This is a genomic window from Streptomyces sp. NPDC039424 (assembly GCF_055639495.1).
On record NZ_JBVKAI010000011.1, the window covers coordinates 201494 to 214145 of the forward strand.

General features: G+C 73.9%; 15 protein-coding genes. 7 read left to right on the forward strand and 8 right to left on the reverse strand.

All coding sequences use genetic code 11. The features are described from left to right. Positions 1 to 10: 10 nt before the first annotated feature. The 4 genes from ACZ7L0_RS26400 to ACZ7L0_RS26415 all read right to left on the reverse strand — a co-directional run bounded on the left by ACZ7L0_RS26400 (position 11) and on the right by ACZ7L0_RS26415 (position 1816). Positions 11 to 751, reverse strand: coding sequence for an MnhB domain-containing protein (locus ACZ7L0_RS26400; protein ID WP_471245033.1), 741 nt, complete (start codon positions 749 to 751; stop codon positions 11 to 13). Beyond that, positions 748 to 1008, reverse strand: a complete 261-nt coding sequence (locus ACZ7L0_RS26405) for a Na(+)/H(+) antiporter subunit B (RefSeq protein ID WP_471245034.1) — start codon at positions 1006 to 1008, stop codon at positions 748 to 750. Before ACZ7L0_RS26405 ends, ACZ7L0_RS26400 begins: the two co-directional genes overlap by 4 nt. A gap of 176 nt (positions 1009 to 1184) precedes the next feature. Then, the gene (locus ACZ7L0_RS26410; RefSeq protein WP_471245035.1) at positions 1185 to 1637 is read right to left on the reverse strand and encodes an MrpF/PhaF family protein; all 453 of its coding nucleotides are present in this window, start codon (positions 1635 to 1637) and stop codon (positions 1185 to 1187) included. Further along, positions 1634 to 1816, reverse strand: a complete 183-nt coding sequence (locus ACZ7L0_RS26415; RefSeq protein WP_471245036.1) for a hypothetical protein — start codon at positions 1814 to 1816, stop codon at positions 1634 to 1636. Before ACZ7L0_RS26415 ends, ACZ7L0_RS26410 begins: the two co-directional genes overlap by 4 nt. Before the next feature lie 264 nt (positions 1817 to 2080). Between ACZ7L0_RS26415 and ACZ7L0_RS26420 the strand changes: the two genes are divergently transcribed. Then, the gene (locus ACZ7L0_RS26420) at positions 2081 to 2626 is read left to right on the forward strand and encodes a VanZ family protein (RefSeq protein ID WP_471245037.1); all 546 of its coding nucleotides are present in this window, start codon (positions 2081 to 2083) and stop codon (positions 2624 to 2626) included. Positions 2627 to 2726: 100 nt separating this feature from the next. Then, positions 2727 to 3965, forward strand: a complete 1239-nt coding sequence (locus ACZ7L0_RS26425) for a ricin-type beta-trefoil lectin domain protein (RefSeq protein ID WP_471245038.1) — start codon at positions 2727 to 2729, stop codon at positions 3963 to 3965. Between the two features lie 9 nt (positions 3966 to 3974). Here the strand turns inward: ACZ7L0_RS26425 and ACZ7L0_RS26430 are convergent, their stop codons facing one another. Then, the gene (locus ACZ7L0_RS26430) at positions 3975 to 4220 is read right to left on the reverse strand and encodes a hypothetical protein (protein ID WP_471245039.1); all 246 of its coding nucleotides are present in this window, start codon (positions 4218 to 4220) and stop codon (positions 3975 to 3977) included. A 34-nt stretch (positions 4221 to 4254) separates the two neighbouring features. Then, the gene (locus ACZ7L0_RS26435) at positions 4255 to 5064 is read right to left on the reverse strand and encodes an SDR family oxidoreductase (protein ID WP_471245040.1); all 810 of its coding nucleotides are present in this window, start codon (positions 5062 to 5064) and stop codon (positions 4255 to 4257) included. Between the two features lie 155 nt (positions 5065 to 5219). Between ACZ7L0_RS26435 and ACZ7L0_RS26440 the strand changes: the two genes are divergently transcribed. The 5 genes from ACZ7L0_RS26440 to ACZ7L0_RS26460 all read left to right on the forward strand — a co-directional run bounded on the left by ACZ7L0_RS26440 (position 5220) and on the right by ACZ7L0_RS26460 (position 9904). Continuing rightward, a complete protein-coding gene (locus ACZ7L0_RS26440) occupies positions 5220 to 6257 on the forward strand; it encodes a PHP domain-containing protein (RefSeq protein ID WP_471245110.1) in 1038 nt (345 codons plus the stop codon). Positions 6258 to 6297: 40 nt separating this feature from the next. After that, positions 6298 to 6954, forward strand: coding sequence for an HAD family hydrolase (locus ACZ7L0_RS26445; protein WP_471245041.1), 657 nt, complete (start codon positions 6298 to 6300; stop codon positions 6952 to 6954). 70 nt (positions 6955 to 7024) lie between these two features. Further along, positions 7025 to 8230, forward strand: coding sequence for an FUSC family protein (locus ACZ7L0_RS26450; RefSeq protein WP_471245042.1), 1206 nt, complete (start codon positions 7025 to 7027; stop codon positions 8228 to 8230). A gap of 329 nt (positions 8231 to 8559) precedes the next feature. Further along, positions 8560 to 9591 (forward strand): NAD-dependent epimerase/dehydratase family protein, encoded by a 1032-nt coding sequence (locus ACZ7L0_RS26455; protein WP_471245043.1) that lies wholly within the window; start codon positions 8560 to 8562, stop codon positions 9589 to 9591. 64 nt (positions 9592 to 9655) lie between these two features. Continuing rightward, on the forward strand, positions 9656 to 9904 hold the full coding sequence (locus ACZ7L0_RS26460) for a hypothetical protein (protein ID WP_471245044.1): 249 nt from the start codon (positions 9656 to 9658) through the stop codon (positions 9902 to 9904). A 30-nt stretch (positions 9905 to 9934) separates the two neighbouring features. On the opposite strand, the gene ACZ7L0_RS26465 is transcribed toward ACZ7L0_RS26460, so the two are convergent. Continuing rightward, a complete protein-coding gene (locus tag ACZ7L0_RS26465; protein ID WP_471245045.1) occupies positions 9935 to 11227 on the reverse strand; it encodes an ROK family protein in 1293 nt (430 codons plus the stop codon). Between the two features lie 147 nt (positions 11228 to 11374). After that, positions 11375 to 12514 carry a winged helix DNA-binding domain-containing protein gene (locus tag ACZ7L0_RS26470; RefSeq protein ID WP_471245046.1) on the reverse strand — a complete coding sequence of 380 codons (1140 nt, stop codon included), beginning with the start codon at positions 12512 to 12514 and terminating at the stop codon, positions 11375 to 11377. Between the last annotated feature and the right edge of the window lie 138 nt (positions 12515 to 12652).

Here is a 12652-nt window from a genome sequence, read left to right on the forward strand (position 1 = left end):
CACAGTGGTCTCAACTCCCGTTCTCCTCCTCGATCTCGACGGCCTGGTCCAGGAAGTGGGCGAGCAGTACGACCACCGCGCAGGCGACCTCCATGCCGATGGCCGCGTTCAGCAGGGGGACGGTGCCGCCGGAGGAGAGTGTGTTGAAGGTGCCGTACGGCAGCAGGATGTTGGCGAGGAAGGCGGTCCCGGCGAGCAGTCCGGCCAGGCCCAGCACCAGGTAGGCGGAGGCGGCGAGGGCGTCGCCGGCCTCGAACAGGCCGAGGGGGCGGACGCGTTCCAGGGCGCGGTAGTCGGCGCCGAGGTACAGCAGGTGCAGGGCGGTCGCGGCGACCACACCGCCCTGGAAGCCGCCGCCGGGGCTGAGCTGGCCGTGGGCGATCACATAGAGGCCGGTGAGCAGGGCGACGGGCAGCACGAGCAGGGCGTAGCGGCGCACCGGCAGGGCCACCTCGGCGGGTTCGGGCGGGGCCCGGTGTTCGTCGCGGGCCTGCCGCAGCAGGACCACGCAGCCGAGGACGGCGGCGAACAGGATGGTCATCTCGCCGAAGGTGTCGTAGGCGCGCTGGTCGAAGTTGACGGAGGCGATCGTGTTGGCGATGTGCCGGGCGAGGGAGGCGTGCACGGCCCGCTCGCCGTAGGGGTGCCGCCGGCCGCCGAAGGACGGCAGGTCGAGGCAGGCGGCGACGAGGAGGGCGGCGAGGCCCGCGCCGCCCACGGCCAGCAGCCACAGCCGGGTACGGGGCTTCACCGGTCGCCGTCCTTCGCCCGTGGCCGCCGCCGCACCTTGCGCACCGACAGCATCAGCAGCAGCGGGGTCAGCGCGGAGCCGACGGCCAGTTGGGACAGGCCGACGTCGGGGGCCTGGAGCACGGTGAACAGGACGGCGAGCAGCACGCCGAGGACGGACAGCACGAGCGCCTGGCGGGCCGGGTCCCGAGTGGCCACGGCCGCGGTCGCGGCGGCGGCCACCAGCAGCAGGGCGACGACGATCACCACGTCAGCCACGGCACCCCCCGGCCTCCCGCCAAACGCCGATCCCACCGGCCGGGGCACCCGCGCGCTCCCGTCGGTCCGCACCCTTCCCCGTCACGCCACACCCGCCTTTGGGCCGGACGGCGATCCCGTCGGCCATGACACGCCCGCGCTTTCCCGGACGGCGAGCGCCCCGGGCGGTGCCCACGTCAGCCACGGCCCACCCCCCGCACTCCGCCGGACAGCGCGCGTGAGGCGACGAGGTTGCCGCCGATCAGGAGGGCGCCGATGACGAGGAGTTTGGCCGTCGCGCGGCTCGGTCCGGTGGCCGCGCACAGGACGAGTACGACGGCCGCGCCGAGGCCCGCGGCGGCCCAGGTCGGTGCCCAGGCGCGCGGCCGGTCGTCCTCCAGTTCGTCGGCGAGCAGCCGGGCGAAGACGAGCGTGCCGACCGGGCCGAGCAGCGCGAGCAGCAGGGCGAGGTCGACGTAGGAGGGGCGGCCGTAGCCCTGGGAGAGGAGCAGCAGGCTCGGGCAGACCGCCGAGGTGATCAGGTTCTGGGCCATGACCCGGCGCCGCAGCGGACCGGTGGCCACGCCCCACAGGGCGGCTCCCGCTCCTCCGGCGAGCAGGACGGCCGCCGCCAGGATCCAGCCGTTCACCGCCAGTCCACCGCCCGTCGCGCGGCCCGGGCCGCGAGCGCCGAGACGGCCGCCGCGCCCGCGCCGACCGCGCACTCCAGGGTGTCGACGGTGCTGATCAGCACCAGCCACAGCAGGGCGAGCCCGGCCCACCAGGCGAGCCACTCGCCTACGGCGAGGAGGGCCGTACGCCGGTTCACGCGCCACCTCCCCGGACTGCCGGTTTCTCATCCGGCGATGTCTGCTTCAGCGATGTCCGCTTCATGGGCTTTCGCCGCTTGGGGCATCCAAGCACCGCCGCCGCCGGAGCAGGCGACGGCGCGCGGGCCTGAGCCCGGAGTGCCCCGGCAGCGCGTCCGGAAACCGGGGGGTGTGCGCGGCCCGCGAACGAGCCGGGCGGCATCCCCGGCCCGTTCCCGGGTAACCGGCTTGTCACGCAGGGAAGTTGAAGACTGGAGGACCAGATGGGCCGTACCGCCTTGCACCTGCGCGGTCTCAGGACGGGCCGCACCGCCAAGACACCCGGCGCGGCGCGGCCGGAGAAACCCGGGCACCACGTACTCCCGCTGCCCGTGCGGCTGCTGGCGATGCTGGTCGCCTTCGCCTTCATGGTGGCGTTCGCCGTCGTCCTGGCCCGGCTCACCCTCCAGCCCTCCCCGGCGTCGGTGTCCCTCACGCACACCAACCTGCACCCGGGCCGTTCACTCCAGGCATATCTGGACCAGCCCGAACTGCGCGACGCCGTCAAGCAGATCGGCGGGAACCTGCTGCTGGGCGTCCCGTTCGGGGTGCTGGTGCCGGTCCTCGCGCCACGGACGCGCGGGATCCTGAAAGTGCTGCTGCTCACCGCCGCCGTGATGCTGCTGGTCGAACTGGCGCAGGGCCTGCTGGTGACCGGGCGCGCCTTCGACGTGGACGACGTCATCCTCAACACCGCCGGGGCGCTGGTGGGCTACCTGCTCCTGGGGCGGCGGCTCAGCCGTACGGTGCACGCGCGCCGGACGCGGTAGCCACCCCGGGGCCACTGGTCCGTACCAAGCTATTGACGACTCTTTATCTCACTCCTTAAATCAAGTGGCGACGCATCCATCCCCCCACGGAAGGAGAGCCGTGGCCACCCCACGCCTGCTCCGCAGATGCCTGTTCGCCGCCCTGTCCGCCGCGCTGGTCGCGTCCGCCGCGATCGGCCCGGCACAGGCGGACGCCCCGGACCCCGGTGCCGCCGCCGTCACCTTCTCCGACACCTTCGACGGGCCCGCCGGCGCGGCCGTCGACTCCTCGAAGTGGCTGACCGAGACCGGCGACAACGTCAGCAACCACGAGCGGCAGTACTACACCTCGGGCACCAGGAACGCGGCCCTGGACGGCCAGGGTCACCTGGTCGTCACCGCCCGGCGGGAGAACCCGGCGGGCTACCAGTGCTGGTACGGCAGCTGCCAGTACACCTCGGCGCGGCTGAACACCTCCGGGCGGTTCACCGCGCAGTACGGGCACGTGGAGGCCCGGATGAAGATCCCGCGCGGGCAGGGCATGTGGCCCGCGTTCTGGATGCTCGGCAACGACATCGGGCAGGACGGCTGGCCGGCCTCGGGCGAGATCGACGTGATGGAGAACGTCGGCTTCGAGCCCTCGACCGTGCACGGCACCATCCACGGCCCCGGCTACTCCGGCTCGGGCGGCATCGGCGCCGCCTACTCCCTCCCGAACGGCCAGGCCTTCGCGGACGCCTTCCACACCTTCGCCGTCGACTGGGCACCCGGTTCCCTCACCTGGTCGGTGGACGGCACGGTCTACCAGCGCCGTACGCCCGCCGACCTGGGCGGACGGACCTGGGTGTTCGACAAGCCGTTCTTCCTGATCCTGAACCTGGCCGTGGGCGGCTACTGGCCCGGCGACCCGGACGGCTCCACCGCCTTCCCCCAGCAGCTGGTGGTGGACTCGGTGTCGGTGACGACCGCCGGCTCCACGACCGGGGTCCCGATCCGGGGCCTGGCCGGCAAGTGCGTCGACGTGGCCGGGGCGAACCCCGCCAACGGCACACCCGTACAGCTGTACGACTGCAACGGCACCGGCGCCCAGCAGTGGACGGTGGGCGCGGACGGCACGATCCGGGCGCTCGGCAAATGCCTGGACGTGACGGGCAACGGCACCGCGGACGGCTCCACCGTCCAGCTGTGGGACTGCACGGGCGGCCCGAACCAGAAATGGGCCCTCTCCGCGGCGCACGACATCGTCAACCCGCAGGCCGACAAGTGCCTGGACGTCACCGGCAACAATCCGGCAAACGGAACCCGGCTGCAGATCTGGAGCTGCACGGGCGGCGCCAACCAGAAATGGACCGTCGGCTGAACCGCGACCCTAGCGCGGCGCCCAGGTGAACTTGTCGCCGCCCACCCAGCGGACGGTGTCCGGGTCGTCCAGGTCGTGGACGGTGATGCCGTACGCGGCGGCGGCTTCGAGGACGTCGGTGACGGCCTTCGCCTCACCCACCACCTGACCGTCTATCTCCACGATGCGGAAGGGCGGGGTGCCCGGCTTGCCCGGCATCACCCCGTGCACCAGGATCCGCGGGTGCGATATGTAGGGGGCTGCTTGTTCGGTCATGCAATAGAGCGTAGAACGCGACGCGTCCCGCGGCTCAGGGGCGGCGCCAGTCGTCGCTCCCGAGGTGCGAACCGGCCATCGGGCCCATCCGGAGCATGCCGCCGTCTACGGCCCAGGAGGCGCCGGTGACGTAGGAGGCGTCCGGGCCCGCCAGGAAGGCGATCACGGACGCCACCTCCCGTGCGTCGCCCGGCCGCCCGAGCGGGACTCCGGGGCGGCTCTCGGTGTGCGGGTCCGTGTCCTCCTGCCCGGTCATGGGCGTGGCGATCTCACCGGGCGCCACGGCGTTGACCGTGATGCCGTACTCGGCCAGCTCCAGGGCCATGACCTGGGTGAGCAGGCCGAGGCCGCCCTTGGCCGCGCAGTACGGGGCCGCGCCCACCCTGGGCTGGTACTCGTGGACGGAGGTCACGTTGACGATCCGGCCGCCGTCGCCCTGCCGGATCATGTGCCGGGCCGCGTGCTGCCCGCACAGGAAGGGACCGAGCAGGTCGACGTCGAGGACCTCGCGGACCGTCTCCGGCTCCAGGTCGAGGAAGGGCGTCGAGGTGCCCGTACCGGCGTTGTTCACGAGGATGTCGAGCCGGCCGAGCCGGTCGCACAGCTCGTCGACCGCGCCCGCGGCGCCGGGCAGCCGGGTGAGGTCCATCTGCGTGACGGCGGCCCGCCGTCCGGCGGCCCGCACCTCTTCGGCGGTCTCCTCGGCACCCTTGAGGTCGCTGTGCCAGGTGATGCCGACGTCCACGCCCTGCCGGGCCAGGCGGACGGCGGTGGCGCGGCCGATGCCGGAGTCGGCGCCGGTGACGACGGCCACCTTCGGGCGCGGTGCGGCGGGAGCGGACATGACGGGCCTCCTCCTGCGTGCGGCAGCTGCGGGAGATCGCAGTACCCGGGCGCACCGCGGGCAAACCGGACGGCCGTGGTGCGGCCCGGGGGCAGCTGGGGAACCCTGGAGGGGCACCCAGGGACGAGGAGGACGAAGGGGCGGTGGAGATGGCGCTGGAGCCCGTCGAGGCGCTGGACCGGATCGCCTTCCTGCTGGAGCGGTCCCAGGCGCCGACCTACCGGGTACGTGCCTTCCGTACGGCCTCCCGGGTGCTCGCCGGGCTGTCCGCCGAGGAGGTGGCCGAGCGGGCGTCGGCGGGGACGCTGGAGTCGCTCAAGGGAGTCGGCCCGAAGACCGCGCAGGTGGTCCGTGAGGCGCTCGCCGGACAGGTGCCCGGCTACCTGCGGAAGCTGGAGGGCGAGGCGGCGGGCCCCCTCGCACACGGCGGCGAACGGCTGCGGGCGCTGCTGCGCGGCGACTGCCATCTGCACTCGGACTGGTCCGACGGCGGCAGCCCGATCGAGGAGATGGGCCGGGCGGCGGCCGGGCTGGGCCATGAGTGGGCGGTGCTGACGGACCACTCGCCGCGGCTGACGGTGGCGCGCGGACTGTCCCCCGAGCGCCTGCGGGAACAGCTGCGGGTCGTGGCGGAGCTGAACGAGACCTGGGCGCCGTTCCGGCTGCTGACCGGCATCGAGTGCGACATCCTCGAGGACGGCTCGCTCGACCAGGAACCGGAGCTGCTCGACCGGCTCGACGTGGTGGTCGTGTCCGTGCACTCCAAGCTGCGGATGGACGCCCGTTCCATGACCCGCCGCATGGTGGCCGCCGTCCGCGACCCGCACTCCGACGTCCTCGGGCACTGCACCGGACGGCTGCTGACCGGGCGCGGGCGGCCGGAGTCGGAGTTCGACGCGGAGGAGGTGTTCGCCGCCTGCGCCGAGACGGGCACGGCCCTGGAGATCAACTCCCGTCCGGAGCGCCTCGATCCGCCCCGGCGGCTGCTCGGCCGGGCCGTCGAGGCGGGCGTGCTGTTCTCGATCGACACCGACGCGCACGCGCCCGGCCAGCTGGACTGGCAGATCCACGGCTGCGCGCGGGCTGAGGAGTGCGGGGTGCCGGCCGAGCGGGTGGTGACCACCTGGTCCCTCGGGGAACTGCTGGCCTGGGCCCGGGAGCGCCGGACACCGTCCGGCGTGGCGGACGTCTGACGTGGTACCCGTGCCGGACGCGAGAGAAAGGACCCCCCGGATGGACCGTGCCGCCGTCTTCGACGTCGACGGAACGCTCGTCGACACCAACCACCTGCACGTCACGACCTGGTGGGAGGCGTTGCGGCAGGCGGGCCACCGGGTACCGATGCACGCCGTCCACCGGGCCGTCGGCCTCGGCTCGGACGACCTCGTCGCCCACCTGCTCGGCGACGACCGGGACAAGGAGCTGGACGGCGAACTCAGCGCCGCCCACAAGGCCCTGTACGGCCAGTACTTCGACCGCCTGCCCGCCCTCCGGGACGCCGGGGAACTGCTCAGGCGACTGCACCGGGACGGCTGGGTGGTGGTGCTGGCCACCTCCGCGAGCGGGCCGGAGCTGGGCGCGCTGCGCCGCGCGATCGACGCGGACGACGCCATCACCGCCACCGCCAGCGCCGACGACGTGACGCACGGCAAGCCCGCGCCCGAGCCCGTGGAGCACGCCCTGGAGCTGGCCGGGGTGCCCGCCGAACGGGCGGTGTTCGTGGGCGACACCGTGTGGGACATGCGGGCCGGCAGCCGGGCCGGGGTGCGCTGCGTCGGCGTGCTGTGCGGCGGCATTCCGCGCGCCGACCTGGAGGAGGCCGGCGCGGAGGCGGTCTACGACGACCCCGCGCATCTGCTGGCGTCCCTGGCGGACAGCCCGCTGGCCTGACCGGCACCCATTTTTCGCGGCGAAGGAATTTCGCTGCTGAGGAATCGTGATCTTCGGATACCCGGACCGGATGACAAGCGTGACACAGACCCCACGTCAGGTGGTGCGCCGAGGGGCGCGAGGCGTCGGCCACTCCGTGCGGGCGGCCTGGCGCGGCCCGGGCCGGGAACGGGACCTGGTGGTGCAGTCGCTGAAGGCCGCCGGTGCCGCGCTGCTGGCCTGGCTGGTGGCGAAGGACTGGCTGGGCGACCCGCTGGCCCTGATGGCGCCCTGGGTGGCGCTGGTCATGGTGCAGGCCACGGTGTACAGCTCGCTGCGGCAGGCGGCGCAGCAGTGCACCGCGATCTGCGTGGGCACGCTGCTCGCCTCCGCCGCGCAGGCGGTCACCGGTGACACGCTGGGCGCGCTCGCGCTGTGCCTGCCCGTGCTGATGCTGCTGTCGAACTGGTCGCGCTTCGGCGACCAGGGGATCTACGGCGCCACCACCGCCGTGTTCACACTGGCCTCCGGCAGCGTCTCGGCGGCCGCGGTCGGGCACCGGGTGGGCCAGGCCGCGCTGGGCGCGGTGATCGGGGTGGCCGTCAACGCGTTCGTACTCCCGCCGATCCACCTGCGGGACGTACGGGAGAACCTCGCGGCGCTGGCCCGGGAGGCGGGTGACGTGCTGTGCGCCATCGCCGCCGGCCTGCGGCGCGGGGAATGGGACGCCGACACCGCGGCCGACTGGTCGCACGGCTCGTCCCGGCTGGAGCACCGCCTGGAGGCGCTGCACTCGGCCCGCGCCTGGAGCCGGGAGAGCCTGCGGCTGACCAACGGCCCGCTGCGCGTCCTGCGCCGGGTCCCCTCGGACGTGCCGCCGGAGACGGAGGACGAGCGCTGGAGCCGGGTGACCGGTCATGTCCGCGCCCTGACCCGGACGCTCGCGGTCGCGGCCGACGAGGGGCGTACGGCCACGCCTCCGGACGCGGCGGTGCTGGACGCGTACGCGGACCTGCTGGACATGATCGCGCAGGCCTGCCACACGGAGGGCCGCCGCCTGCTCGGCGAGGACTCCGGCGACGGCACCGACGGGCCCGACGGGCACTCGGGTGAGCAACCGGACGACGACCGCGCCGAGGACGTACGACGGGAGCTGCGGCGGCGTCTGCAGGACGGGCTGCGGGAGCACGCGGGGCGGGAGGCGCCCCGGGCCGCGGTCCTCGGGTCGCTGCTGCTGCAGGCCGAGAACCTGTGGGCGGAGACCATCCCGTCCTCGGCCGACGACTCCGGGGAGTGACAGGCATGACACGCGTCACCACACATCGTGGCGAACTCCGGAACAACAACCGGTGGTTCCCCGTTGAACCATCCGTGGGTGCGGATGGGACAGTGTCCCCGGGCCTCACCTTTTGCCCACAGGGACGATCGTTCGGCTGAAGCCCTGTGGAGCCTTTCGCCGAGAGGCGACCGCCATCCGCGCCCACCCATCTGCTGCCCCGACCGGTCTCCCCCGTCCGGTCGGGGCTTTCTCATGCCGCGGCGTCACGGCCCGGCGGGCCGTTGCGTCCCGCGCGGACCGGGTACTCGGGCGGTCCAGTCGCCGACCGCCGCCGAGAGGAGCCGAAGGTGAGCAGCGCAGCGGGCAGCAGGGTCGTGGTCACGGGCGCCACCGGCAACGTCGGTACGAGTGTGGTGCGCCTGCTCTCGGAGGATCCGCAGGTCGAGTGGGTGCGGGGCCTGGCCCGCCGCACGCCCGAATGGGCACCGGCGAAGACCGAGTGGGCCGCCGTCGACCTGTCCTCCGAAGAGGCCGATCTGACCGGGCCTTTCCAGGGGGCCACCGCCGTGATCCACCTGGCGTGGGCCTTCCAGCCGACGCACGATCCGGCGAAGACCTGGCGGACCAACGTGCTCGGCGGCATCCGGGTGTTCGAGGCGGTGGCCGCGGCCCGGGTGCCGGTGCTGGTGCACGCCTCGTCGGTCGGCGCGTACTCACCGGGGCCGAAGGACGAAGCGGTGGACGAGTCGTGGCCCACGCACGGCTGGCCGGACGCCGCGTACTGCCGTGAGAAGGCCTATCTGGAACGCGCCCTGGACATCTTCGAGCGCGACCACCCCGATGTGCGGGTGGTGCGCATGCGGCCGGCCTTCCTCTTCAAGCGGGAGTCGGCGAGCGAGCAGCGCCGCATCTTCGGGGGCCGCTTCCTGCCGGGCCCGCTGGCCCGCCCCGAGCTGCTGCGCTTCCTTCCCGACGTACCCGGTCTGCGGGTCCAGGCGCTGCACACCGACGACGCGGCCGCGGCCTACCGCCTGGCCCTGCGGTCACCGGACGCGCGGGGCGCCTACAACCTGGCGGCCGAGCCGCCGGTCGACGCCGATCTGCTGAGCGGGATGCTGGGCACCCGCCCGGTCTGGCTGCCCCGTACCGCGGCCCGCTCCGCCATCGCCGCCGCCTGGGGGCTGCACCTGCTGCCCGCCTCCCCGCACCTCTTCGACGCGGTGCTGCGCCTGCCCCTGATGGACTGCACGCGCGCGCGTACCGATCTGGGCTGGGAGGCGACGCGCACCGCGACGGAGGTGCTGCGGGAGTTCCTCGGCGGGCTCCAGCAGGGCGCCGGGGCGGACACCGCACCGATGCGGGGGCGGAAGGTCGGCTGAGGTTTCGCAGGTCACCGGCACGGTACCCGCAACAGTCCGCACAACGACCCGAGGGGAGAACGCCGTGGCCCACGACCGCCACCAAGGACCTGTGGAGGGCGGTGCGCCCGTTCCACGGGACATGCAGGACCAGCAGGCGAGCCCCGCCGAGGACCCGTGGGAGGCGGCCTCCGGCAGCACGCCCGACGAGGAAGCCGAGGGCGTCGAGGAGAACGTCCCCGACACCGACGAGGCGGGGACGGGGCGGCAGGGCGCGCCGCGCTCGGGCTCGGTGCACCCCGAGCATCCCGTGCCGGACGAGCCCGCGGACTGAGCCCGCGGCCACCGGGCACGCTCGACCGTGTCACCGGTGCGGTGCGCGCTCCTGAAGCGCCGTCCGCCAGGCCGGCAGCCGGTCCTCGGCGGCCGGCCGAGCGCGTCGGCCGCCGTGCGCGAAGAAGTCCGCCAGGGGCAGCACCGCGGCGCCGACGGTGACCGCGTCGGGGCCCAGCCGGCCCAGCTCGATGGTGACCTTCTCGGCCGGGTGGCGCAGCGCGTACGCGGTCGCGTGATGGCGTACGGCGGGCAGGAAGCGGGAGCCCAGCTGGAGCCCGGCCCAGCCGCCGATGAGGATCCGCTCGGGCTGGAAGAGGTTGATCAGGTCGGACAGGCCGGCGCCGAGGTACTCGGCCGTCTCCTCCAGCACGGCGAGGGCGACCGGGTCGGCGGCGGTGCCCTCGGGCGGGTAGGCCGCGGCCAGCATCGCGGTGAGCGCGCTCTCCTCGTCGGCGCCGTGCGGCGGATGTCCGCCCTCCTCCCGCCAGCGGGCGAGCAGCGACTCGGCGCCCGCGTAGGCCTCCAGGCAGCCGAGCGCGCCGCAGCGGCAGCGGCGTCCGCGCACCCGTACCGTCAGATGCCCCCACTCGACGGCCCGGCCGTGCTCCACATCCGGGGTGACGAGGCAGGCGCCGACGCCGGAGCCGAACAGCACCACGACGGCGTTGCGGGCGCCGCGCCCGGCGCCGAACCACATCTCGGCCTGGCCCAGGGTCTTGGCACCGTTGTCGATGAAGTACGGGACGGTGTCGGGCAGGCGCAGGCCCGAGCGGAGCAGGGACTCCAGCGGGACGGCGTCCCAGCCGATCGTCTGCCCGTGCACCACGGCGCCCCGGTCGGCGGTGTGCTCGACGATGCCCGGGACGCCGACGCCCACGCCGAGCAACTGCTCGGGGGCGGCCCGCGCACCCGCGAGGACCTCGGTGACGCCGTCGCGTACGTGCGAGACGATGACGTCGACGTCGTACCGCTGCTGCGTCAACGGGCGTTCGGCGCGGGCCAGTTCGGTGAGGGTGAGGTCGAACAGCTCCACCCGGACGCGGGTCTCGCCGATGTCCACGCCGATCATGTGGCCGCTGTCCGGGGCCACCCGCAGCAGGGTGCGGGGCCGGCCGCCGTCGGAGTCGACGCTGCCGGCCTCCTCGACCAGCCCGTCGGCGATCAGGTCGGCGACGACGTTGCTGACGGAGCCGGAGCTCAGCCCGGTCGCCGGGCCGAGCTCGAAGCGGCTGAGGGGGCCGTCGAAGTACAGCCGTTGCAGCACCGCCGTACGGTTGCCCCGTCTGAGATCGCGTACCGTGCGCCCGTTCCGCCCCGTCATGTGGCTCCCTTCGAACCCTGCCCGAGCTGCAACATACCCTTGGGGGCAGGCCCGGCGCGACATTCGCCCAACCCTTAGTTCACGCTGTGAGCTAAGAGGTGGGGGGTGGCTGGGAGGCGGCCTCGGACCCTCCCCGCCCCGAACTCCTCAGCCCGGCAGCACCCGCACCCGGCCGCCGGGCAGCTTGGCCCACCAGTGGTCGTACCGGCCGTAGGCCCGCGGGTCACGGCCGGCCAGCAACGCGGTGAGGGAGCGGGCCTCCTCGGCGAGCCCGTCCCACGCCCCGGGCGACAGGTCGTGGAAGGCGGTCGCCTCGATGCCGCCCTCTACCGGACGCCACACCCCGGCCACATGGCCGTCGACCAGCAGCGTCGGCAGCACGTCGCCGTTGACCCGGATCACCAGGGGCCTCAGGTCCGGCGGGATCACCCGGCCCCGGTCGGCGTACGCCAGCAGGACGCTGTCCCACATGCCCAGCAGACGGGGCGGGGCCGGGGTGTCGGCGGGCGGACGCGGGGCGCCGGGGAGGTCGAACAGGACCGTGCCGGCGGGGCCCTTCAGCTCCTCCACCTGCCCCCGCAGCATGCCCAGCGCCTGCCGCACCGGGGCCCGCCGCACCAGGGCGAACTGCGCGATGTCCGCCACCGACGCCGGTCCGAACCCGGCCAGGTAGCGCAGGACGAGCGCCTGGAGCGCCTCCGGGACCACCTCGTGCCGGGTCGGCACCGGCCCCGGCCACGCGGCGACGTACGACGGCCGGAAGCCGAACGACCAGGGGCCGCCGGTGACCACGTGCACCAGCGGAGCGTACGCCCGCAGCCCCCACCAGGCCCCCGCCGTCCTCTCGGGACCGAGCCGCTCCTCCAGCCACGCCTGCAGCTCCTGCGCGCTACGCGGTCGGCCCGCGAACTCCAGGAAGGGCGGCACCAGTTCATGGGCGTCCGCCGGGGTGAGCCCCGCCGCCGCGAAGCGGTGGCCGAGCCGGGAGGCGTACAGCGTCTGCTGCATCGCCTCCCGGAAGACACGGTGGTCGTCGGCGTGGACGGCGTGCAGGGTGATCCGCATCAAGGTCGCCTTGACCAGCGTACGGTCGGTGAAGGCGGCGTCCAGGTCGGCCGGGTCGAAGCCGTCCATCCGGTTCCACAGCGCGACGTACGGCGAGGCGGCGTGCTGCGCCTGGAGCGCGACCACACGGCGCACGGCGTCACCGACGCCCAGCGGCTCACGGCTCAGCAGGAGCTGACGGGCGAGGGTGGCACGGTTGAGTTCGCGTGCGGTGATCTCCACGATCGGCGATTGTGCCGGGCGCGAGCGGGCCGGCGCGAGGCCGTGCGGACCTGCCGCCGCCCCGGGGAGCGGCAAATCCATTGGATCCCCCTCCCAGATTCCGCCTAACCTTGCCGCCAGGAACCTAATGCCCCTAGG

What these genes read in the sequence shown, in the direction of transcription:
- ACZ7L0_RS26420 (WP_471245037.1), top strand. Translation starts at nt 2,081, where the DNA reads ATGGGCCGTACCGCCTTGCACCTGCGCGGTCTCAGGACGGGCCGCACC.
- ACZ7L0_RS26430 (WP_471245039.1), bottom strand. Translation starts at nt 4,220, where the DNA reads ATGACCGAACAAGCAGCCCCCTACATATCGCACCCGCGGATCCTGGTG.
- ACZ7L0_RS26435 (WP_471245040.1), bottom strand. Translation starts at nt 5,064, where the DNA reads ATGTCCGCTCCCGCCGCACCGCGCCCGAAGGTGGCCGTCGTCACCGGC.
- ACZ7L0_RS26445 (WP_471245041.1), top strand. Translation starts at nt 6,298, where the DNA reads ATGGACCGTGCCGCCGTCTTCGACGTCGACGGAACGCTCGTCGACACC.
- ACZ7L0_RS26450 (WP_471245042.1), top strand. Translation starts at nt 7,025, where the DNA reads ATGACAAGCGTGACACAGACCCCACGTCAGGTGGTGCGCCGAGGGGCG.
- ACZ7L0_RS26465 (WP_471245045.1), bottom strand. Translation starts at nt 11,227, where the DNA reads ATGACGGGGCGGAACGGGCGCACGGTACGCGATCTCAGACGGGGCAAC.